Below are 22,413 nucleotides of genomic sequence, written 5' to 3'. Positions count from 1 at the left end.
GCTTTACCGGTTCCGCACGGGGCGGCTATCTGAAGGCGCACGTTAATTGAAATGAGACTGCTATGATCCGGATCTTCGCTCTCCTGGCCGCCATGGTCGCCGTTGCCGCCTGTACCGCAGCCGCGCCTGACGAACCGCTGGAGGATCTCGGAACCTTCAAGCTGGGCCATAATATCGTCATCGCCTCCAAGGTGCAGATGGTGCCGGGATCGCGCGAGGTGTCCAAGCAAGAGTGGGTCGATATTCTCACCAATGAGGTCGATGCCCGGTTCAACCAGTATGACGGCGACAAGATCTATCACTTCGGCATCAGTGTTGAGGGCTATTTTGTTGCTCCCGGCGGTGTGCCGCTTGTGCTTAGCCCGAAATCTGTTCTGGCGATCAATGTGACTGTCTGGGATGACGCCGCAGGCACCAAACTGAACAAGGTCGTGAAGAAATTCACCGTCTTCGAGACGACAACCGCAGACAGCTTCTTGGTTGGATCGGGCCACGCCCGCACCCGGGAAGAGCAGATGCGGGGGCTTGCGCGCAATGCTGTTGGCCAGATCGAAGACTGGCTTGTTGAGCAGCGCAAGGACAACGGCTGGTTTGAGCCGGAGCAGAGTGATGCTGCAGACCTCAGCGAAGATGCCAGCGCCGCAAGCGCCGGGCCCGCAGCGGTGGGTGGCTAACGGTCCAAGATCGCAGTTTTTATCGCGTTCTAGGCGGCATAAATTCGCGCGCATAGCGCGCGAGTTGGAGACTTCGGCCTGACATCAGGCCAACTGCGATGAGCCGGGCACGCGGGCTGTGGGGTCTTCTCTACGATCTTGTGGGGATTTGCGCGCCGACGTGCCGGAACGGGTTGATTTTCACCCGCAAACCAAATAAGCCGCGCGCGCAGAGGAAATTCGGGTCGGGTTCCGACCCCCAATTCAAAAGGGCGCCTACAGAATGGCTAAGGAAAAGTTTGAACGTACAAAACCGCACGTCAACATCGGCACCATCGGCCACGTTGACCACGGCAAGACCACGCTGACCGCAGCGATCACCAAGTATTTTGGTGACTTCAAAGCCTACGACCAGATCGACGGCGCACCTGAAGAGAAAGCGCGCGGGATCACCATCTCCACCGCGCACGTGGAATATGAGACCGAAGGCCGTCACTACGCCCACGTCGACTGCCCCGGCCACGCTGACTATGTGAAGAACATGATCACCGGTGCGGCGCAGATGGACGGCGCGATCCTGGTTGTGAACGCTGCTGACGGCCCGATGCCGCAGACCCGCGAGCACATCCTGCTGGGCCGCCAGGTTGGCATCCCGAAGATGGTCGTGTTCATGAACAAAGTGGACCAGGTTGACGACGAAGAGCTCCTGGAGCTGGTCGAAATGGAAATCCGCGAGCTGCTGTCGTCCTACGACTACCCCGGCGACGATATCCCGATCATCGCAGGGTCCGCTCTGGCGGCGATGGAAGGCAACAAGCCTGAAATCGGCGAAGAGAAAATCAAGGAGCTGATGGCGGCTGTTGACGATTACATCGACACCCCTGAGCGTGCTGTTGACCAGCCGTTCCTGATGCCGATCGAAGACGTGTTCTCGATCTCCGGTCGTGGTACCGTTGTGACCGGTCGTGTTGAGCGCGGCGTGATCAACGTTGGCGACTCGATCGAAATCGTTGGTATCCGTGACACCTCCACCACCACCTGTACCGGTGTGGAAATGTTCCGCAAGCTGCTGGATCGTGGTGAAGCAGGCGACAACATCGGCGCGCTGCTGCGCGGTGTCGACCGTGACGGCGTTGAGCGTGGTCAGGTTCTGTGTAAGCCGGGTTCCGTGAAGCCGCACACCAAGTTCGAAGCTGAGGCCTATATCCTCACCAAAGAAGAAGGTGGTCGTCACACCCCGTTCTTCGCGAACTACCGTCCGCAGTTCTACTTCCGCACCACCGACGTGACCGGCACCGTGACCCTGCCTGAGGGCACCGAGATGGTTATGCCGGGCGACAACCTGAAGTTCGACGTCGAGCTGATCGCACCGATCGCGATGGAGCAGGGCCTGCGCTTCGCGATCCGCGAAGGCGGCCGCACCGTCGGCGCTGGCGTTGTGTCGAAAATCACTGAGTAAGGTCGAGTTTCCAACGGAAACTCTGGCCTGTGGCGGCAGGCGGTTTTCCTTCGGGAAAACTGCCGAGAGCCCGCACCGGTGAGATGATAGAAAGGCCGCTCCAACTGGGGCGGCCTTTTTTCTATGGGCTGAGGTCGGCGGAGCAGAGGCCGATTAGTTACCTGAGCGAGACGGTAAAGCGGTCGAGTTTTCTCTTATGGCTTTCATGAACACCTGCGTTACGGGGATTTCTGCCAAGGCATGGTTGGTGTCGTCAGAGGACGCCTTTTTCCGAACCTTGCTGGTAGTGCAGGAAAGCAGGTCCACAAACCGCGCGGTCTTCGGGGCGGTGGGCGGAGATCAAAGAATACTCTGCGTATCGGTGATCAATCCACGAATCGAAACTGCGGCGAAAAACGCATTAACTAACCTGCCGGGTTCTTCTGCCCCTCACCGTCGCGCCCGACCGCCGTATCGGCCGCATTGGTGATGGCATCCAGTGAGGCCTGCAGGCTCAGTCGCAACGTTTCCACTTGCTCATCGGTGGGCTTCTTCGGCACCTCGTCTGTCCATTCCTGACAGAGGAGAACACCATGTGAAAATGGCAGGGGCAGCATTTGCTGATCCCACGTCGGCAGCTTGATCACTTTCCGCTCTGCAAAAGCGACGGTGAACACACGGCATCCGGTCATCCGCGCCCACGTGATCGGCACGCCCGAAGATATACGGGCCGGGCCTCTCGGTCCGTCGGCGGCGATGCCGATGGAACAGCCTTCTTTGGTGCGGCGCAGCACTTCGCGGGATAGGGCGACGTGGCGTTTGTGACTGGACATCGGGATGGTCTCAAATCCCAGACGGACGAGAATCTGTCCGGCCAGCCGCCCGGCACGGGCGGCGGAGGTCAGCGCACAAATGCGGCCCAGAGAGGTGTCAAACAGATAGGGGGCCATGATCAGCCGCTGGTGCCAGAGCACGAAGATCACGGGTTCCCCTGAGGCGACGCAGGCATCCATCTCCTCAAATCCGCGACGCTCCCAGCGTGAGGTTCGATAGGCGAATCGCACATAGCCGGCCAATAGGGCCTCGACGGCGCGATTCACCTTCGGGCTGTCGGCGATTTTCTTACGCAGGCTCACTCTGGGCTCTTTCTTCTGGATCCTTTGCCCTGTCATACTGGAGCCTGGCAGCCGGGACCAGCCATCCCGGGCTGAGACGCGGAAATCAGGGGGATTTCGTCGATTTCCCTCTTGCCAGCGGCGCATCCCTGGCTTAGGAACTGCCGCATCGTAGGGGTATAGCTCAGTTGGTAGAGCGACGGTCTCCAAAACCGTAGGTCTCGGGTTCGAACCCTGATGCCCCTGCCATTTTCCAAACTTTCCAACCTCGCAGGCAGCTGCGTGATGATCTCAATCAGTTGTTGTCTGTGCTATCGCGGGCAGACGGCTGCGGTAGTGATCTGCATCCACGCGGGATGCCCCCGCCGCCTTGTTCGGGCAGCGAGGGCAAATGCGTTGGTTTGCCTATACAGTGATCAAGCCGCGTGAATGGGCGGCGCGGCCACTTTCCCGTGGGAGAATCTGTCGACGGGCGGTTTGGGCAGGGGATCCTCGGCCGGGACCGCCACGTGTTGAGGCGGTAGGGCGTCGCAATGCCGTGCAAACACAATGTCCAACCCGCGCTCCAGATCCTGCATATAGCGCGCCGTATCGAATAGAGGGGCCTTAGATTGCATCAGACGCAGTTTGCTGCGCAGCGCCATCAGCTGGTCGCGATCTCCGGCCAGCGTCTGCGCCCGCGCCTCATAGGCCTGGGGGGTGGTTGTAACCAGCTCCTCCATATGGGCAGCAGCCAGCAGACTGGCGGTGGTGCGGGCAGCGAACTGGCGGCCAGCCATTGTCAGCACGGGCAGCCCGGCAACCAACGCATCGCGGGCGGCTGGGCCGGCATTAAGGGTAAAGCTATCGAGGAAGAGATCTGCAACCATGCTGCGGGCCATCCGCTCTTCACCGGTGCAGGGGGCGGCAAAGATTAGGCGGCTCGGGTCGACGGAGCGATCGCCTGCCGCCGTGCGTAGCGCTGCCTGTGCCTCCTCAGCGTAGTCCGCCAGCCAGAGCACGCTGCCATCGATCTTGGTCAGCAGGCGCATCCAGATATCGAACTCACGCGGGGTTACCGCGTGGCTGGCGGTGAAACTACAGAACACAAATGCCTCATCGGGCAGACCGCAGTCGCGACGGCTGAACTGATGCCCAGACAGATCCTGCGGACCTGAAACACTCAGGTAGCTGTGCGGCATGCGGATCAGATGTTCCTCGAAATACCGCTCACTGCCGGGCGGGCAGGTGACCGCATCCCCGAGGATATAATCATAGGCTGGGGTGCCCATGGTGCCGGGGAAGCCTGGCATGGCAACTTGCACCGGCGCAATCCGGGCCGAGAATACGGTCGCGTCAGCCTCATGGGTGTAGCTGGTCAGATCAATCGCAATATCCAGCTGGTCTGCCACGGCCTGCGTCTTGATCGTGGTGGGCGATAGTCCGCGAATGTCGCGGTGCAGGACGCCGACCAGATCAGCGCGTGGCGCGCTGGCGGTGTAGACATATAGGGAGAATCGGCTCTGATCATGGCGGGCCAGCAGGCTGTCGAGCAGGCGCAGTGCGTCCAAATCCTGAGCTGAGCTGACAAAATAGCCGACACGAAGCTGCTGGGGCCGGGTTTCTGCCCTTGGGCGTTGCGGCGCCGGGTCCGCCTGCAACCCGGCGCTGGCATGGGCCTGCATCCGGATGCGCAGGAGGTCGGGATTGTCCTCGAGGCCAATCTGAGCCTGCGGCGCACAGGCGGAGCCGCGCAGTCCCAGATGGCGGCGGTGATCCTGATATTCATCCAGCCAGCGCCAGTCACAGAGATCTGCCATCAGGCGCAGCTTCTGGGCGCGGGCACGATCATCGTTTGGGCGGGCCAGCAGGATCTGTTCCAGATTGCGTATCGCCTCAACCCGGTCGCCAGCCATGCCGGTAAGCTGGGCGAGATTATAGCGGGCCTCCAAGAAACCCGGCGCAAATCGTGCAGCCTGTCCATAAAGATCGCGCGCGATACCCAGATTGCCAAGCTGACGCTGGATATTGGCGCGGTTGTAGAGCAACTGCGCATTATCTGGCGCCTGATCAATCGCATTAGCAAAGCACTGGTCTGCTTCGATGATGCGATCCTGATCCAGCAGAGTGTTGCCTAGATTATTAAGCGCAGGCAAACAGGTCGAATCGAGCGCCAGTGCCTTTCTATAAAGGGCGACTGCGTCTTCGGATCGATTCTGTAGGCGATAGACATCGCCCATCGCTGCGAAAGTCGTGGCAGAGGTTGGATTCAGCTCACAGGCCTTGTTCAAACATGTCGCAGCTTCATCTAGCGCCGTCTGGGCTAGGTGGCAGCGCCCCAGAAGCTCCCAGAGGAATGCAGATTTGCGATGGCTGTTGAGCAACTCGGCACATTGGGTGGCAGCTTGCTGATATTGCCCGTGCTGAAACAGCGCGGTCAGTTGCTCCTGCAGTTCTGGGTCCAGCTTGATGTCTTTTTGCTGTGGCAGTCGGGTGCCGCGGCCGGAAAGTTTGCCGGAAATCTGCATGGTCAGCGGTGGGGTCGCCTGCGCTTCGCGCTGGGTGGCGGCCCCTACTGGGGTGGTGTGGCTCAGGCCGGTTGCCTGTGGGTCATTCTTTGCGAGGGTCATGGAATCCTATCTCATAATCGCGCTCGGTAACGGGCAGGGCGTAATGTGGTGGCATCCGCGCTTCCCAGTGTCGATGTTTATGCCTCTCGAAAATTAAGATAGAATTGACTGCACTGACGCCGGTTGGAGCGCCGATTTCCTAGAGGCGTGGTAAGGCGGCCGGTCGGCGGGTCAAGAGCAGCGGTATCCTGACGGGCAACGGTCTGGTGCTTGTCAAACAGACATTGGACCCCAGCTGCCGGTGCGCGATCTCCAGCGGGGCTTGAAATTGCCATGGTCTGCGGTTAAATCGCTGCTTGATTGCTAGCAGAGAGAATCCCGCCTCATGGCCACCACCAACCCCGTCCAGTTCATCCAGCAGGTTCGCGCCGAAGTTTCCAAGGTCGTATGGCCGACCCGCCGTGAGGTGCTGCTGACCACCGTGATGGTGTTCGTCATGGCGGCGCTTACGGCCGTGTTCTTTGCCATTGTGGACATTCTGATCCGCTTTGGGCTTGAGGGCATCTTGGGCATGTTCGGCTAACTCAGCCTGACGACCCTCCGTTGCGCAGTGTTGCGACACAGGCGGTTGGGTCATTGCAATTGACGGCTCTCCTCTTGATCTTGGACTCCCGGGGCGATAGGTGAGCGCGTAACTCTGACGTAGGCGTGTGGCGATTCGTGTCGCGCGCCGCTTTTTGTTAGAGGGCAGCCCTGAGAGGCTGTATCTTATTTCAGCAGCGGCACGACAGTCTTGTCGGCCAAGAGACACAAGGACGATCAGGTTCATGGCGAAACGGTGGTATTCGGTCAGCGTTCTTTCGAACTTCGAAAAGAAAATCGCAGAGCAGATCCGCACGTCGGTCGCAGAACAGGGCCTTGAAGACGAGATCGACGAAGTTCTGGTCCCCACCGAAGAGGTGATTGAAATTCGCCGTGGCAAGAAAGTCTCGACCGAGCGTCGCTTCATGCCCGGTTACGTGCTGGTGCATATGGAAATGTCCGACCGCGGCTACCACCTGATCTCTTCGATCAATCGTGTGACCGGTTTCCTCGGGCCGCAAGGCCGCCCGATGCCGATGCGCGACGCTGAGGTGCAGGGAATCCTCGGCCGCGTCCAAGAAGGCGAAGAAGCGCCACGCACGCTGATCTCTTACGAGGTCGGTGAGCGCGTCAAGGTCAACGACGGCCCGTTCGAGGATTTCGATGGTATGGTCGAAGGCGTCGACGACGACAATCAAAAGCTCAAGGTCACCGTGTCTATCTTCGGCCGCGAGACCCCGGTGGAGCTGGACTTCACCCAGGTGACCAAGCAGGGGTGATTGGCTCATTCTAACCGAATTCAAATAGAACGCCGCGAAGCCTCAAGCTCGCGGCGTTTTGTTTTGAACGGCGGCTGTGTCGACATAACGGTCCGATAAACGCCGGATTGATGGTGAACGACCCACGACCAGTCTATTCGTCGAGTTTTCGGAAACGTTCTTCAGGTATGACGGCTGTCGCAACTACTTCGACAAGTAGGTCATCATTCCAGATTTTTGCGACCTGAATGCCGGTTGTCGCAGGTCCGAATTCTCTATTCAGAATGGAGCGGCGCGCCTCGGTGATTAACTCCTTATCCTGCTCGCGAACGTAGTACGTTGTAAGCGTAACGATATCGTCCAACTTTCCGCCAGCGGCCGCCAAGACCTTGTTAATATTTTCGAAAGCCGCCTTTGTTTGCGACGCAGCATCCCCCAAGTGCAGAGCGTTGAAGTCCGCGTCCCACGCAACTTGTCCGGAGAGATGGATGCGACGCCCATCTGGTTCAACGACCGCTTGATTCATGGGATAATCAACACTTCGCCAAACGTTATCGCTGTTTATATTTACCCTTTTTTTCATCTGGTAGTCCTCAACTTTTTGGTATTCTCCACGAGGCTATCAGCCAACTCCTTTGCGGTCATTCGGATTAGATTTGGTGTGATTTTGAGATTTGCTATCGGCTCAAAGCTGACATGGTTTTGTCCCGCTCCCCCACTTGCCAACCCCCGCATTCCCCTATACACGCCGCCTCTATCGCCTCCGGGCGAGATTCTCTCGTGGGAGATGGATGGATCGCGATCCTGACATCGGACCACGCAACATACACCGGATGGGACGCGTCCCATCTTCGTTGAAAGGACTACCAAATGGCTAAGAAGCTTGTTGGCACAATGAAGCTGCAAGTGCCCGCCGGTAAGGCAAACCCGTCCCCGCCGGTTGGTCCGGCGCTGGGTCAGCGTGGCATCAACATCATGGAATTCTGCAAGGCGTTCAACGCCAAGACCGCAGACATGGAGCCCGGCGCGCCGTGCCCGACCGTGATCACCTACTATCAGGACAAGTCCTTCACCATGGACATCAAGACGCCGCCCGCGTCTTACTACCTGAAGAAGGCCGCCAAGGTAAAATCCGGCGCGAACAACCCGTCGCGTGAAACCGTTGGCACCGTCAGCGTCGCTCAGGTGAAAGAGATCGCCGAAGCGAAAATGAAAGATCTGAACGCGAACGACATCGACGCCGCAATGCAGATCATCCTGGGCTCTGCCCGCTCCATGGGCATCGAGGTGAAGTAAGATGGCTAAGCTCGGTAAACGGACCCGCGCTGCGCGCGAAGCTTTCGCTGGCAAGGACAACCTGTCGGTGGAAGAAGCGGTCGCTCTGATCAAGGCGAACGCAAACGCAAAATTCGATGAAACCATCGAAATCGCCCTGAACCTCGGCGTTGACACCCGTCACGCAGACCAGATGGTTCGCGGCGTTATCGGTCTGCCCAACGGCACCGGCAAAGACATGCGTGTTGCTGTTTTCGCCCGTGGCGCGAAAGCTGACGAAGCCAAAGAAGCTGGCGCGGACATCGTCGGTGCAGAAGACCTGATGGAAACCATCCAGGGCGGCACCATCGATTTTGATCGCTGCATTGCAACCCCGGACATGATGCCGATCGTCGGCCGTCTGGGCAAAGTGCTTGGCCCTCGCAACCTGATGCCGAACCCCAAGGTTGGCACCGTGACCATGGACGTGAAAGCAGCCGTGGAAGCAGCCAAAGGTGGCGAAGTTCAGTTCAAGGCTGAAAAAGGCGGCGTTGTCCACGCAGGCGTCGGCAAAGCGTCCTTCGACGAGGCCAAGCTGATCGAGAACGTCAAGGCGTTCATCTCGGCAGTGGCCAAGGCCAAGCCGGCTGGTGCCAAAGGCGCCTATATGAAGAAAATCGCTCTGTCCTCCACCATGGGTCCGGGCGTCACTGTTGACGTGGAAACCGCCGTTACCGAGTAATCTCGGCAGGCGGGACGATAGTTTGGTGGTGCGCTATGTCGCTCTGCCGTAGATCGTATCCATCAGCGATAGACCGGGGGTCCCTTGCAGGGGTCCCCGGTTTTGCATTTCGGGGCTGTCCTTGCCAGGATTTCGGCTGATCCCGCCCCTGTTGGGCCCTGAGGCAATTTTGCCCTTGGAAAACCCCTAAAATGGGACTAACTACGACCGCGAGATAAAGCGTGCGATTCGTCGTGCGCTTTATTTCATTTCGTCCAAGATGGTGGGTGGCCTGTCGATCGGGTCTTAATTTCCCTCCTGAGACGGGAACGACCAAAGGATCGAGGGAATTCCTACCCTCGGGTGATTTTGGCTCACCCCGTTAAAACGGACTTGAACGCCGAACAGCAATGTTCGGCACATCAATGAGCCGGGATGCGAAAGTGTCCCTAAACTTGGAGAGAACTGTGGATAGAGCCCAGAAAGAGAGAGTGGTCGAGGAACTCGGCCAGATCTTCGAAAGCTCTGGCGTGGTGGTCGTAGCCCACTACACCGGTCTGACAGTTGCAGAGATGCAGGATCTGCGGGCGCGCGCAAGCGACGCCGGGAGCTCCGTGCGTGTTGCCAAGAACAGGCTCGCCAAAATCGCCCTCGAGGGTAAGCCGTGTGAAAGCATGTCTGACCTGCTGACAGGGATGACCGTTCTGACCTATTCCGAGGACCCCGTGGCAGCAGCCAAGGTGGCCGAGGGCTTCGCCAAGGAGAACAAAAAGTTCGAAATCCTTGGCGGTGCAATGGGCGAGAACGCTCTTGACCGTGCCGGCGTTGAAGCCGTGTCGAAAATGCCTTCGCGCGACGAGCTTATTGCTCAGATCGCAGGCATGCTCGGCGCACCTGCTTCCAACATCGCCGGTGCGATTGGCGCACCTGCAAGCAACATCGCAAGCATCCTTTCGACCATCGAAGAGAAGGCGGAAGCTGCGTAAGCGGTTGGCACTGAATGACTGGCGTCGGGCATCAGCCCGCACGTTGGAACACACACACTGTAAACGGAAAGAGCTGATAAAATGGCTGATCTGAAGAAACTGGCAGAAGACATCGTTGGTCTGACCCTGCTTGAAGCACAAGAACTGAAAACCATCCTGAAGGATGAGTATGGCATCGAGCCCGCAGCTGGCGGCGCAGTTGTCATGGCAGCTGGCGGCGACGCCGGTGGCGCAGCGGAAGAAGAAAAGACCGAATTTGACGTCGTTCTGAAAAACGCTGGTTCGTCCAAAATCAACGTGATCAAAGAAGTTCGCGGCATCACCGGTCTTGGCCTGAAAGAAGCCAAAGAGCTGGTTGAAGCTGGCGGCAAGATCAAAGAAGGCGTGGACAAAGCCGAAGCAGAAGACATCAAAGGCAAGCTGGAAGCAGCTGGCGCCGAAGTCGAGCTGGCCTAAGCTACGCGATACGGGACAACACTGGGGGTCGGTTTCGGCACCCTCTGAACATCCCGGAAATTTGGCTGGGCCCGGTGAAAACCGGGTCCAGCCGAACCTGTCTTAGAAAGGGCCCAAATTTACGGGCGTTTTTTCAGGCGAGGTTCAAAGGATCGGGAGGCCACCATTCGGGAAGGTGGTCATGAATTGATCCGAACACGCTGTCTCGTATGAGTAAGGTGCCGGGGCCCGGCGGCATCCTTGCTCAGTGAGAATTGGAAAGGTGACATCTGACATGGCTCAATCGTTCCTTGGCCAGAAACGTCTTCGCAAATACTACGGTAAAATCCGCGAAGTCCTGGACATGCCGAACCTCATCGAGGTCCAGAAATCTTCTTACGACCTCTTCCTGCGCTCTGGTGATGCAGAACAGCCGCTCGACGGCGAAGGCATCATGGGCGTGTTCCAGTCGGTATTCCCGATCAAGGACTTTAATGAGACGTCGGTTCTGGAATTCGTGAAATATTCCTTCGAGCGTCCGAAGTACGACGTCGAGGAATGCATGCAGCGCGACATGACCTACTCGGCTCCGCTGAAGGTCACATTGCGTCTGATCGTCTTTGATGTGGACGAAGATACCGGCGCCAAGTCGGTGAAGGACATCAAAGAACAGGACGTCTACATGGGCGACATGCCCCTGATGACGCCAAACGGCACCTTTGTGGTCAACGGCACCGAGCGTGTGATCGTATCCCAGATGCACCGTTCGCCGGGCGTGTTCTTTGATCACGACAAGGGCAAGACGCATTCTTCGGGTAAGCTGCTGTTTGCCTGCCGCATCATCCCGTATCGCGGCTCCTGGCTGGACTTCGAATTTGACGCCAAGGACATCGTCTTTGCGCGTATCGACCGTCGCCGCAAACTGCCTGTGACAACCCTGCTGTATGCTCTGGGTCTCGATCAGGAAGGCATCATGGATGCCTATTACAACACCGTGAACTTCAAGCTTGAGAAGAGCCGTGGCTGGGTCACGCCGTTCTTCCCCGAGCGCGTGCGCGGCACCCGTCCGACCTATGATCTGGTTGACGCAGCCACTGGTGAGATCTTTGCCGAAGCAGGCAAGAAGGTCACGCCGCGCGCCGTCAAGAAGATGATCGACGAAGGCAACATCACCGACCTTCTGGTGCCGTTTGAGCATATCGTTGGCAAATTTGTCGCCAAGGATATCATCAACGAAGAAAACGGCGCCATCTATGTCGAGGCCGGCGATGAGCTGACTCTTGAGTACGACAAAGGCGGCGAGTTGATTGGTGGGACTGTCAAGGAACTGATCGATGCCGGTATCACCGACATCCCGGTTCTGGACATCGACAACATCAACGTCGGCCCCTACATGCGCAACACCATGGCGCAGGATAAGAACATGGGTCGCGACACCGCGCTCATGGATATCTACCGCGTCATGCGCCCGGGTGAGCCGCCGACCGTCGAAGCAGCCTCCGCGCTGTTTGACACGCTGTTCTTCGATTCCGAGCGCTATGACCTCTCCGCCGTTGGCCGTGTGAAGATGAACATGCGCCTTGCTCTGGATGCTGAGGACACTCAGCGGACCCTTCGCAAAGAAGACATCATCTCCTGCATCAAGGCGCTGGTTGAGCTGCGCGACGGCAAGGGCGACATCGACGACATCGACCACCTTGGTAACCGTCGTGTGCGCTCCGTTGGCGAGCTGATGGAAAACCAGTACCGCGTCGGCCTTCTGCGCATGGAGCGTGCGATCAAGGAACGGATGTCCTCCGTTGAGATCGACACCGTCATGCCGCAGGATCTGATCAACGCAAAACCGGCTGCCGCGGCTGTCCGTGAATTCTTCGGCTCCTCGCAGCTGTCTCAGTTCATGGACCAAACCAACCCGCTCTCCGAAGTGACGCACAAGCGTCGCCTCTCGGCGCTTGGGCCTGGCGGTTTGACCCGTGAGCGTGCTGGCTTTGAGGTGCGCGACGTTCACCCGACCCACTATGGTCGGATGTGCCCGATTGAGACACCGGAAGGCCCGAACATTGGTCTGATCAACTCGCTGGCGACCTTTGCCCGCGTGAACAAGTACGGTTTCATCGAAACACCTTACCGTGTCGTCAACGAGGCGAAGGTGACCGACGAAGTCCACTACATGTCCGCGACAGAAGAAATGCGTCACACTGTGGCGCAGGCGAACGCGACACTGGACGAAGATGGCAAGTTCATCAACGATCTGGTTTCGACCCGTCAGTCGGGCGATTATACTCTGGCTCCGCGTGAAAGCGTGGACTTGATCGACGTCTCGCCCAAGCAGTTGGTCTCCGTTGCGGCCTCACTGATCCCGTTCCTGGAGAATGACGATGCGAACCGGGCTCTGATGGGCTCGAACATGCAACGTCAGGCGGTCCCGCTGCTGCGCGCAGAGGCACCGCTGGTCGGCACCGGCATCGAAGAGATCGTGGCACGGGATTCCGGCGCGGCCATCATGGCCAAGCGCGGCGGTATCATCGACCAGATCGACGCACAGCGTATCGTGATCCGGGCGACCTCTGACCTCGAAATGGGTGATGCGGGTGTGGACATCTACCGCATGCGCAAGTTCCAGCGTTCGAACCAGAACACCTGCATCAACCAGCGTCCGCTGGTGAAAGTAGGCCAGGAAGTCCGCAAGGGCGAAGTGATTGCCGACGGTCCGTCCACCGATATGGGTGAACTGGCTCTGGGTAAAAACGTCGTCGTGGCCTTCATGCCCTGGAATGGCTACAACTACGAAGACTCCATCCTGATCTCCGAGCGTATCGCGCGTGACGACGTCTTCACCTCGATCCACATCGAGGAATTCGAAGTCGCCGCCCGTGATACCAAGCTTGGGCCGGAAGAGATCACCCGCGACATTCCGAACGTCGGTGAAGAAGCGCTGCGCAACCTCGATGAGGCGGGCATTGTTTACATCGGTGCGGATGTGGAACCGGGCGATATCCTCGTCGGTAAGATCACACCCAAGGGCGAAAGCCCGATGACCCCGGAAGAAAAGCTGCTGCGCGCCATCTTTGGTGAAAAAGCATCTGACGTGCGCGACACTTCGCTGCGCGTGAAGCCGGGTGACTACGGGACTGTGGTTGAGGTGCGTGTCTTCAACCGTCACGGCGTCGAAAAAGACGAGCGTGCGCTGCAGATCGAGCGTGAAGAAGTCGAGCGTCTGGCCCGTGACCGGGACGACGAGATGGGCATTCTGGACCGCAACATCTATGCGCGTCTGCGCGGCATGCTGCTGGGTAAAACCGCTGTCAAAGGCCCCAAGGGCATCAAGGCCGGTTCTGAAATCACCGAGGAGCTGCTGGACACACTCAGCCGCGGTCAGTGGTGGATGCTGGCGCTTGAAGACGAGCAGAGCGCACAGGTTGTCGAGGCCCTGAACGAGCAGTACGAAGCACAGAAACGTGCTTTGGATGCCCGTTTTGAAGACAAGGTCGAGAAAGTGCGTCGCGGCGATGATCTGCCGCCGGGCGTGATGAAGATGGTCAAAGTCTTCATCGCGGTGAAGCGCAAGCTTCAGCCGGGCGACAAGATGGCCGGTCGTCACGGGAACAAAGGTGTGATCTCGAAAGTGGTGCCGATGGAGGACATGCCGTTCCTCGCTGATGGTACCCCGGTCGATTTCTGTCTGAACCCGCTGGGTGTTCCGTCGCGGATGAACGTTGGTCAGATTCTGGAGACCCACATGGGTTGGGCCGCACGCGGTCTAGGCATCAAAGTTGACGATGCGCTGCAGGAGTACCGTCGTTCGGGCGATCTGACCCCGGTTCGCGAAGCGATGCATCATGCCTATGGTGACGATGTCTACGGTGAAGGTATTGCCGACATGACCGAGACCGATCTGGTTGAGGCCGCAGGCAATGTGACCCGTGGTGTGCCGATCGCAACACCAGTCTTTGACGGCGCCAAAGAGGCCGACGTCAACGACGCTCTGGTGCGCGCTGGCTTTGACACCTCCGGTCAATCCATCCTGTTTGATGGCCGCACCGGCGAGCAGTTTGCCCGTCCTGTGACCGTTGGCATCAAATACCTGCTGAAACTGCACCACCTGGTCGACGACAAGATCCACGCGCGCTCGACCGGCCCGTACTCCCTCGTTACTCAGCAGCCGCTGGGTGGTAAGGCGCAGTTCGGTGGTCAGCGCTTTGGTGAGATGGAAGTCTGGGCTCTGGAAGCCTATGGCGCCGCCTACACCCTGCAGGAGATGCTCACCGTGAAATCGGATGACGTTGCAGGCCGGACCAAGGTCTATGAATCGATCGTCAAGGGCGAGGACAACTTTGAAGCGGGCGTACCGGAATCGTTTAACGTTCTGGTGAAAGAAGTCCGTGGCCTCGGCCTGAATATGGAACTCCTGGATGCAGAGGGTGAGGAGTAAGGGCCTCGGCCCTTGCTTTCTCTCCTTTCTGCACGAATTTGAGGTATCAAAATGAACCAGGAACTGACGAATAATCCGTTCAACCCGCTCACGCCGCCGAAGGTCTTTGATGAGATCAAGGTGTCGCTGGCATCGCCCGAGCGGATCCTGTCGTGGTCCTACGGCGAGATCAAAAAGCCGGAAACCATCAACTACCGGACGTTCAAACCCGAACGCGACGGTCTGTTCTGCGCGCGCATCTTTGGCCCGATCAAAGACTACGAATGTCTGTGCGGCAAATATAAGCGCATGAAATATCGCGGCGTTGTCTGCGAAAAATGCGGTGTGGAAGTCACCCTGCAAAAGGTCCGCCGCGAGCGCATGGGCCACATCGAGCTGGCGTCGCCGGTTGCGCATATCTGGTTCCTCAAGTCGCTGCCGTCGCGCATCGGCCTGATGCTGGACATGACTCTGCGCGATCTGGAGCGGGTTCTGTATTTCGAAAACTACGTTGTCATCGAGCCGGGTCTGACCGACCTCACCTACGGCCAGATGATGACCGAAGAAGAATACATGGACGCTCAGGACCAGTTCGGCATGGACGCCTTCACCGCCAACATCGGCGCTGAAGCGATCCGTGAAATGCTGGCCGCGATCGATCTGGAAGCTGAAGCCGAGCATCTGCGCGCAGAGCTGGCCGAAGCCACAGGCGAACTGAAGCCCAAGAAGATCATCAAGCGCCTGAAGGTGGTTGAAAGCTTCCTGGAATCCGGCAACCGCCCGGAATGGATGGTCATGACCGTCATTCCCGTGATCCCGCCGGAACTGCGCCCGCTGGTGCCGCTGGACGGGGGCCGTTTTGCGACCTCCGACCTGAACGACCTGTACCGCCGTGTGATCAACCGGAACAACCGTCTGAAGCGTCTGATCGAACTGCGCGCACCCGACATCATCGTCCGCAACGAAAAGCGGATGTTGCAGGAATCCGTGGACGCTCTGTTCGACAACGGCCGTCGTGGCCGCGTGATCACGGGCGCCAACAAGCGTCCGCTGAAATCGCTGTCCGACATGCTGAAAGGTAAGCAGGGTCGCTTCCGTCAGAACCTTTTGGGTAAGCGGGTCGACTTCTCCGGTCGTTCGGTCATTGTGACCGGCCCCGAGCTGAAGCTGCACCAGTGCGGTCTACCGAAAAAGATGGCGCTCGAACTGTTCAAGCCCTTCATCTATTCGCGTCTGGAGGCCAAAGGTCTGTCCTCCACCGTGAAACAGGCGAAGAAGCTGGTCGAAAAAGAGCGCCCCGAAGTGTGGGATATCCTCGATGAGGTTATTCGCGAACATCCGGTGATGTTGAACCGTGCGCCGACGCTGCACCGTCTTGGCATTCAGGCGTTTGAACCCACGCTGATCGAAGGTAAAGCTATTCAGCTGCACCCGCTGGTCTGCTCGGCGTTCAACGCGGACTTCGACGGTGACCAGATGGCGGTTCACGTTCCGCTGAGCCTTGAGGCCCAGCTGGAAGCGCGTGTTCTGATGATGTCTACGAACAACGTTCTGTCGCCCGCCAACGGCGCGCCGATCATCGTTCCTTCGCAGGATATGATCCTGGGTCTCTACTATGTGACCCTGGAACGTGAAGGCATGCCCGGTGAAGGCAAGATCTTTGGGACCATCGACGAGGTTCAGCACGCGCTGGACGCCGGCGAAGTGCACCTGCACACCAAGATCACAGCGCGGATCACCCAGATCGACGAAGAAGGCAACGAGGTTCTCAAGCGTTTTGAGACCACCCCGGGCCGGGTCCGTCTGGGCGCGTTGCTGCCGAAAAACGTCAAGGCACCGTTTGAGCTGGTCAACCGTCTTCTGCGGAAGAAAGAGGTTCAGCAGGTCATTGACACCGTCTACCGTTACTGCGGTCAGAAAGAGTCCGTGATCTTCTGTGATCAGATCATGACCATGGGCTTCCGTGAAGCGTTCAAGGCGGGCATTTCGTTCGGCAAGGACGACATGGTGATCCCCGACACCAAATGGACGCTGGTCGATGAGACCCGCGATCAGGTGAAGGACTTCGAACAGCAGTACATGGACGGCCTGATCACTCAGGGTGAAAAGTACAACAAAGTTGTCGATGCCTGGTCGAAGTGTAACGACAAGGTCACCGATGCGATGATGGGCACCATCTCCGCAGACAAGCGCAACGAGGCTGGCGCCGTGATGGAACCGAACTCGGTTTACATGATGGCTCACTCCGGTGCGCGTGGCTCGGTCACCCAGATGAAACAGCTGGGCGGGATGCGCGGCCTGATGGCGAAGCCGAATGGCGACATCATCGAGACCCCGATCATCTCGAACTTTAAAGAAGGTCTGACCGTTCTCGAGTACTTCAACTCGACCCACGGTGCCCGTAAGGGTCTGTCGGACACCGCTCTGAAGACTGCGAACTCGGGTTACCTGACCCGTCGTCTGGTTGACGTGGCACAGGACTGCATCGTGCGCGATCGTGACTGTGGCACCGAGGCCGCGATCACTGCTGAGGCAGCGGTCAACGACGGTGAGGTTGTGGCGTCGCTTGGCGAGCGTATTCTGGGTCGTGTTGCGGCTGAGGATATCAAGAAGCCGGGCACCGAGGAGATCATCGTGGCCGTTGGCCAGCTGATCGACGAGCGCATGGCAGATGCAGTGGAAGAGGCCGGCGTTCAGTCGACCCGTATCCGCTCGCCGCTGACCTGTGAGGCCGAAGAAGGCGTTTGTGCCCAGTGCTATGGCCGTGACCTGGCCCGTGGTACGCAGGTGAACACCGGTGAAGCTGTCGGCATCATCGCCGCGCAGTCGATCGGTGAACCCGGTACACAGCTGACGATGCGGACCTTCCACATCGGCGGCGTTGCTCAGGGTGGCCAGCAGTCTTTCCTCGAAGCCTCGCAAGAGGGCAAGATCGTCTTCGAGATGCCGCAGACCCTGGAAAACGCCAACGGCGAGACCCTGGTTGTTGGGCGGAACATGAAGCTGATCATTCAGGACGAGCACGGGGAAGAGCGCGCCAGCCACAAGCTGGGTTACGGCTCCAAACTGTTCGTCAAGGAAGGCCAGACCGTGGCCCGTGGCGACAAGCTGTTCGAATGGGATCCCTACACCCTGCCGATCATCGCCGAGAAACCCGGTACCGCAAAATATGTGGACCTGGTCTCCGGTATCGCTGTGCGGGATGAGACCGACGAAGCCACCGGCATGACCCAGAAGATCGTGATCGACTGGCGTGCGGCTCCCAAGGGCTCTGACCTCAAGCCTGAAATCATCCTGGTGGATGGCGATGGCGAGCCGGTGCGCAGCGATGCGGGCAACCCGCTGACCTATCCGATGTCCGTGGACGCCATCCTGTCGGTCGAAGAAGGCCAGCAGATCATGGCAGGTGACGTTGTCGCGCGTATCCCGCGCGAAGGCGCCAAGACCAAGGACATCACCGGTGGTCTGCCACGGGTTGCGGAACTGTTCGAAGCCCGTCGTCCCAAGGATCACGCGATCATCGCTGAAATCGATGGTTACGTGCGCTTTGGCCGCGACTATAAGAACAAGCGCCGCATCTCGATCGAGCCTGCTGATGAGTCGATGGAGCCCGTCGAATACATGGTGCCCAAGGGCAAGCACATTCCGGTTCAGGAAGGTGACTTCGTCCAGAAGGGCGACTACATCATGGACGGCAACCCGGCGCCGCATGACATCCTGTCCATTATGGGTGTCGAGGCTCTGGCGAACTACATGATCGACGAGGTTCAGGACGTCTATCGCCTGCAGGGTGTGAAGATCAACGACAAGCACATCGAGGTGATCGTTCGCCAGATGCTGCAGAAGTGGGAGATCTCCGACTCCGGTGACACAACGCTGCTGAAAGGTGAGCATGTGGACAAGCAGGAGTTCGACACCGCCAACGAGAAGGCGCTGGCCCGTGGCAAGCGTCCTGCTCAAGGTGAGCCGATCCTCTTGGGTATCACCAAGGCGTCGCTGCAGACCCGCTCCTTCATCTCGGCGGCCTCCTTCCAGGAGACCACCCGTGTCCTCACCGAAGCATCGGTACAGGGCAAGAAGGACAAGCTGGTTGGCCTGAAAGAGAACGTCATCGTGGGTCGCCTGATCCCGGCCGGTACCGGTGGTGCCACCCAGCGGGTGCGCAACATCGCTCAGTCGCGTGACAATGTCGTCCTTGACGCACGCCGCGAGGAGGCAGAAGCCGCCGCCGCACTGGCTGCCCCGTCGATGGATGACGTCGCCACCGAGGATAGCCTCGACAATCTGGTGGAAACCCCAGAGAGCCGCGACTGATCCACGCTGATCTGAAATGAAAACAGCCCCTCGCAACCGATGTTGCGGGGGGCTTTTGTTTGGAGGTGTCCGCAAACCATGATGGCCCGCTCCCGGGACCTTGCCGACTTTCGCTGCAGCTGCGCCAAGGGCTGCTTCCGCGCTCAAGTATCGTCAGTCACTACCTTTGCTTTCAGATGCCGCTAGACTTTGCATTACGATTTCTGCGGCCTGTTCATGCACTTGGTTACGATCAACGCTGTCATGATCGGAAAAGATATGTGCTTTTCCAACGAGGGACTTGTCCGAGGGGAAATCTAGGAAAGTGTAATGGCCCACTTGTTTGCCTAGGTCATGACGTTGAAACCGGGCATTTTGCGAAACTAGCCAGTCGCCACAATGCTCTGACGGTGCTTCGTTGTCCGCTCCTCCAGTCAGGATTACGACGGGTAGCTCAATTTCGGCGACTGATTGTGGAGTGAAGGATCGGATCGGTAGTGCCGGAGCAATCGCAACCACCGACTTTATCCGATTGTCGGAACGGTCACGTCCGTGCTCGGCCCAAGACCGGCGAAAGGCATCTGACGTTTCCGTCAGTGTGGAAATGCTGTCCGCCGCATTTGGAAACTCTTTCGGGCCGCCTTCAGAAATCCCGTTCGCGCTGCGCCAGCCCTCAAACTCTTCCAGACTGGTTTGGGCACCTGCAAGTGCCATAACCGTATAGCCCCCAAGAGAAAAACCAACCGCTGAAACCTGATCGAAGTCTAACCTGTCAGCAAAGAAACCGCTCGTCCCAAGTGACGATAGCATCACGGACAAGTCTGTCGCTCGTTCCCACCAGCACAGAAAGCCCTCGGCGAGATATGGTTCCAAACCGGTGTTGCCGTGGTGATTTGCCCCCAAGACCACATAGCCTTCACCTGCAAGTGCTCGCGCCAGCCATCCGAGGCTCTCGGCTGTGCCGCCAGTGCCATGGGATAGAAGTACGACCGGCAGTCTTTTTCTGGTTGTCAGTGCGGCATCTAATTTAACATCGCCAAGCTCAAAAAACTGTCCTGAAGTCTGCTCACCGCTCTCTAAATCCTCAATTGGGTACCATGCTGACCATGCGATTGGGCGTTCAGAATTGTTATGCCAGTTGGATCGTGACGCGTCCTTAATTACACCGGATCTGTAGCCGCAAACTGCCATTCTGAGTCTCCTTCAACGCCAAGGCTCTAGAAATTTTTGACAATTTTCAACGCTCTCGTCGCTCGGTTTGGCTCTTTCCAAAAAAGTGGACATTCGAGCGATCCGCAGCATCGGTAAAATGGGCTCGAAGCGGACCAACGCGATTTGCGGACATCACGGTTTTCGGTGCAGCGGCTTCGGTTGCGGGCCGACCGCGCTGTCTCGGGGCGGGGCGATTTATGATCTTTCCAACGAGCCTTGGGAATGATCTTTTGCGCTCAACACCGCCCGGTCCGTCCGGGCTGCGATTGGGGGCGCTTGGATATGGATATCAAACTCAGCATTGTCGGCCTTGTGCGCTTTTCCGTGCTGACCCCGACCTATTATTCCGAACGGTTCGCGACCCTTGAGGACACTGCTGCCCATCTCTTTGCACCAGAGCGGATGGAGCTGCGGTTTCGGGTGTTCGAACGCCTGTGTCTGCGGTCCCTGTTGCGGCAGAGCGATCAGGGGTTTCATCTGATCGTCCTCACCGCTGAGGATATGCCGGAGATCTATCTGGAGCGCCTTGCGCGTCTGCTGGAACCTGCTTCCAATATCACCCTGATGCCCGTCGGCCCCGGTGCCCATTATCGAATGCTGAAGCAGGGTTATAACGCGGTTCCGCTTGATGGTGCGACGCATCGGCTGATGTTCCGGCTGGATGATGACGATGCGGTGGATCTGGACTATGTCGCCCGCAATCGCCGCCTTGCGATGGGATTGATCCCTCTGCAGAGCGGCGATACGCCTTTTATCCTAGCCAACAACCGCGGCCTTTACCTGCGGCGCACGCAGGGGCCGGATGGTGCGACGGATGACATTTTTGACGCCTGTGAGAAGGCGCCTTTGTCGGTGGGGGCGGCGCTTGTGGCGCCAGTTGAGTATCGCGACAATCCATATCGGTATAATCACCGCCGCTACGCGCAGCATTGGAACACGTATTCTGACATCTCGACGCCTGGCTTCCTGCGCACCATTCATGGCGACAACAAATCCCGCCCGGCGCAAATGGGGATCACACATAAGATGTCCGAAGCAGAAATTACCACAGCGCTGGATCGCCATTTCGCCCTGACCCCCGATCAACTCCGGGACGTGTTGCCGTGATCTCTCGGCTGACAGGCAATCAGCTGGGCGCGCTGTTGATGGTGGGCAGTATGGCTGGCTTCACCCTTAATGACGGGATGGTCAAACTTGCCGGGCAAAGCCTGCCGCTTTCGCAGATCCTTGTGGTGCGCGGTGTTGCGGTCAGCCTGCTGATTTATGCGCTGGCGCGGAGTTATGGCGGCCTGCGTCTGTCTCTGACGCGGCGCGACTGGGCCCTGGTTGCCGGGCGCAGCCTTGCTGAGATTGCCACCACCTATTTCTTTCTCAGCGCACTGCTAACCCTGCCGATCGCAAATGTGACAGCCATTTTGCAGATGCTGCCGCTGACGGTGACGCTGGCGGCCGTGCTGCTGTTCGGAGAGCAGGTCGGCTGGCGACGGGCCACAGCCATCGGTGCGGGGTTCCTCGGCATGTTGCTGATCGTGCGCCCCGGCACTGAGGGATTTGATACCGGCACCGGCTATGCGCTTGCGGCTGTTCTCTGCGTAACGGCCCGTGATCTCTTTACCCGGCGCATGTCGGCGGCGGTGCCGTCGCTGACGGTTACATTGATGGCGGCTGTGTCGGTGTTGGTGTTTGGCCTCGGGCTTGGCCTACAGGAGACATGGCAGCCGCTGACCCTGCCGACCACGCTGATCCTGCTATTGGCAGCGGGCTGCATCTTTGTCGGCTATCTGTTTTCAGTGATGGTGATGCGGGTGGGGGACGTGGCGGCGGTCTCGCCGTTTCGCTACACGGGCCTGCTTTGGGCGCTGCTCTTGGGGTGGCTGATGTTTGACAGCTGGCCTGATACGCTCACCCTTATCGGGGCGGCCATTGTCGTCGCTGCGGGCGTTTTCAGCCTGTTGCGTGAGCGCCCGCGCCGTGCCGCCGTGCCTGACCTGTCGCCACCGGAATAA

At 58.6% G+C, this 22,413-nt stretch carries 16 protein-coding genes and 1 tRNA gene; 13 read left to right on the top strand and 4 right to left on the bottom strand.

Translation table 11 applies throughout. From position 1 onward, the window contains the following. Window positions 1-62: 62 nt before the first annotated feature. Window positions 63-674, top strand: a complete 612-nt coding sequence (locus tag phaeop14_RS14495; protein WP_040176076.1) for a hypothetical protein — start codon at window positions 63-65, stop codon at window positions 672-674. Between the two features lie 262 nt (window positions 675-936). Next, window positions 937-2,112, top strand: coding sequence for an elongation factor Tu (tuf, locus tag phaeop14_RS14490; protein ID WP_024095804.1), 1,176 nt, complete (start codon window positions 937-939; stop codon window positions 2,110-2,112). Between the two features lie 404 nt (window positions 2,113-2,516). On the opposite strand, the gene phaeop14_RS14485 is transcribed toward tuf, so the two are convergent. Continuing rightward, window positions 2,517-3,227, bottom strand: coding sequence for a lysophospholipid acyltransferase family protein (locus phaeop14_RS14485; protein WP_158524516.1), 711 nt, complete (start codon window positions 3,225-3,227; stop codon window positions 2,517-2,519). Between the two features lie 152 nt (window positions 3,228-3,379). Here phaeop14_RS14485 and phaeop14_RS14480 point away from each other — a divergent pair. Continuing rightward, a tRNA-Trp gene (locus phaeop14_RS14480) sits at window positions 3,380-3,455 on the top strand. Between the two features lie 167 nt (window positions 3,456-3,622). Here the strand turns inward: phaeop14_RS14480 and phaeop14_RS14475 are convergent. Beyond that, window positions 3,623-5,815, bottom strand: coding sequence for an O-linked N-acetylglucosamine transferase, SPINDLY family protein (locus tag phaeop14_RS14475; RefSeq protein WP_096789933.1), 2,193 nt, complete (start codon window positions 5,813-5,815; stop codon window positions 3,623-3,625). A 325-nt stretch (window positions 5,816-6,140) separates the two neighbouring features. Here phaeop14_RS14475 and secE point away from each other — a divergent pair, with 325 nt between their 5' ends. Both secE and nusG read left to right on the top strand, forming a co-directional pair. Further along, the gene (gene secE / locus phaeop14_RS14470; protein ID WP_008560174.1) at window positions 6,141-6,338 is read left to right on the top strand and encodes a preprotein translocase subunit SecE; all 198 of its coding nucleotides are present in this window, start codon (window positions 6,141-6,143) and stop codon (window positions 6,336-6,338) included. Window positions 6,339-6,582: 244 nt separating this feature from the next. Next, entirely contained in the window at window positions 6,583-7,116 is a 534-nt protein-coding gene (gene nusG, locus phaeop14_RS14465; protein ID WP_072503622.1) for a transcription termination/antitermination protein NusG, read from the top strand. Window positions 7,117-7,249: 133 nt separating this feature from the next. Here nusG and phaeop14_RS14460 read toward each other — a convergent pair whose 3' ends face one another. Then, window positions 7,250-7,678 (bottom strand): RidA family protein, encoded by a 429-nt coding sequence (locus tag phaeop14_RS14460; RefSeq protein ID WP_052465765.1) that lies wholly within the window; start codon window positions 7,676-7,678, stop codon window positions 7,250-7,252. A 287-nt stretch (window positions 7,679-7,965) separates the two neighbouring features. Here phaeop14_RS14460 and rplK point away from each other — a divergent pair, with 287 nt between their 5' ends. The 6 genes from rplK to rpoC all read left to right on the top strand — a co-directional run bounded on the left by rplK (window position 7,966) and on the right by rpoC (window position 19,216). After that, on the top strand, window positions 7,966-8,391 hold the full coding sequence (rplK, locus tag phaeop14_RS14455) for a 50S ribosomal protein L11 (RefSeq protein WP_024095809.1): 426 nt from the start codon (window positions 7,966-7,968) through the stop codon (window positions 8,389-8,391). Window position 8,392: 1 nt separating this feature from the next. Then, window positions 8,393-9,091: a 50S ribosomal protein L1 gene (gene rplA, locus phaeop14_RS14450; RefSeq protein ID WP_014878906.1), complete on the top strand. Its 699-nt coding sequence runs from the start codon at window positions 8,393-8,395 to the stop codon at window positions 9,089-9,091. A gap of 446 nt (window positions 9,092-9,537) precedes the next feature. After that, on the top strand, window positions 9,538-10,056 hold the full coding sequence (gene rplJ / locus phaeop14_RS14445; RefSeq protein ID WP_040173578.1) for a 50S ribosomal protein L10: 519 nt from the start codon (window positions 9,538-9,540) through the stop codon (window positions 10,054-10,056). Between the two features lie 81 nt (window positions 10,057-10,137). After that, a complete protein-coding gene (gene rplL, locus phaeop14_RS14440; protein WP_040173581.1) occupies window positions 10,138-10,512 on the top strand; it encodes a 50S ribosomal protein L7/L12 in 375 nt (124 codons plus the stop codon). Window positions 10,513-10,786: 274 nt separating this feature from the next. Beyond that, window positions 10,787-14,923 (top strand): DNA-directed RNA polymerase subunit beta, encoded by a 4,137-nt coding sequence (gene rpoB / locus phaeop14_RS14435; RefSeq protein WP_040182876.1) that lies wholly within the window; start codon window positions 10,787-10,789, stop codon window positions 14,921-14,923. Window positions 14,924-14,974: 51 nt separating this feature from the next. Then, entirely contained in the window at window positions 14,975-19,216 is a 4,242-nt protein-coding gene (rpoC, locus tag phaeop14_RS14430) for a DNA-directed RNA polymerase subunit beta' (protein ID WP_040173586.1), read from the top strand. 153 nt (window positions 19,217-19,369) lie between these two features. Here the strand turns inward: rpoC and phaeop14_RS14425 are convergent, their stop codons facing one another. Then, window positions 19,370-20,386 carry an alpha/beta hydrolase family protein gene (locus phaeop14_RS14425; RefSeq protein WP_096789932.1) on the bottom strand — a complete coding sequence of 339 codons (1,017 nt, stop codon included), beginning with the start codon at window positions 20,384-20,386 and terminating at the stop codon, window positions 19,370-19,372. A gap of 303 nt (window positions 20,387-20,689) precedes the next feature. Between phaeop14_RS14425 and phaeop14_RS14420 the strand changes: the two genes are divergently transcribed. Both phaeop14_RS14420 and phaeop14_RS14415 read left to right on the top strand, forming a co-directional pair. Continuing rightward, window positions 20,690-21,514 (top strand): glycosyltransferase, encoded by an 825-nt coding sequence (locus tag phaeop14_RS14420; protein WP_096790324.1) that lies wholly within the window; start codon window positions 20,690-20,692, stop codon window positions 21,512-21,514. Then, a complete protein-coding gene (locus tag phaeop14_RS14415; protein WP_096789931.1) occupies window positions 21,511-22,413 on the top strand; it encodes a DMT family transporter in 903 nt (300 codons plus the stop codon). The genes phaeop14_RS14420 and phaeop14_RS14415 overlap by 4 nt, the downstream gene beginning before the upstream one ends.

Origin of the sequence: Phaeobacter piscinae (genome assembly GCF_002407245.1) — a bacterium.
Classification (GTDB): Bacteria; Pseudomonadota; Alphaproteobacteria; order Rhodobacterales; family Rhodobacteraceae; genus Phaeobacter; species Phaeobacter piscinae.
This window is presented reverse-complemented; position numbering and strand designations above follow the sequence as displayed.

Bases quoted from the DNA above. Each gene is read 5' to 3' on its own strand.
- phaeop14_RS14495 (WP_040176076.1), top strand. From the start codon at position 63: ATGATCCGGATCTTCGCTCTCCTGGCCGCCATGGTCGCCGTTGCCGCC.
- tuf (WP_024095804.1), top strand. From the start codon at position 937: ATGGCTAAGGAAAAGTTTGAACGTACAAAACCGCACGTCAACATCGGC.
- phaeop14_RS14475 (WP_096789933.1), bottom strand. From the start codon at position 5,815: ATGACCCTCGCAAAGAATGACCCACAGGCAACCGGCCTGAGCCACACC.
- secE (WP_008560174.1), top strand. From the start codon at position 6,141: ATGGCCACCACCAACCCCGTCCAGTTCATCCAGCAGGTTCGCGCCGAA.
- nusG (WP_072503622.1), top strand. From the start codon at position 6,583: ATGGCGAAACGGTGGTATTCGGTCAGCGTTCTTTCGAACTTCGAAAAG.
- phaeop14_RS14460 (WP_052465765.1), bottom strand. From the start codon at position 7,678: ATGAAAAAAAGGGTAAATATAAACAGCGATAACGTTTGGCGAAGTGTT.
- rplK (WP_024095809.1), top strand. From the start codon at position 7,966: ATGGCTAAGAAGCTTGTTGGCACAATGAAGCTGCAAGTGCCCGCCGGT.
- rplA (WP_014878906.1), top strand. From the start codon at position 8,393: ATGGCTAAGCTCGGTAAACGGACCCGCGCTGCGCGCGAAGCTTTCGCT.
- rplL (WP_040173581.1), top strand. From the start codon at position 10,138: ATGGCTGATCTGAAGAAACTGGCAGAAGACATCGTTGGTCTGACCCTG.
- rpoB (WP_040182876.1), top strand. From the start codon at position 10,787: ATGGCTCAATCGTTCCTTGGCCAGAAACGTCTTCGCAAATACTACGGT.
- rpoC (WP_040173586.1), top strand. From the start codon at position 14,975: ATGAACCAGGAACTGACGAATAATCCGTTCAACCCGCTCACGCCGCCG.
- phaeop14_RS14425 (WP_096789932.1), bottom strand. From the start codon at position 20,386: ATGGCAGTTTGCGGCTACAGATCCGGTGTAATTAAGGACGCGTCACGA.
- phaeop14_RS14420 (WP_096790324.1), top strand. From the start codon at position 20,690: ATGGATATCAAACTCAGCATTGTCGGCCTTGTGCGCTTTTCCGTGCTG.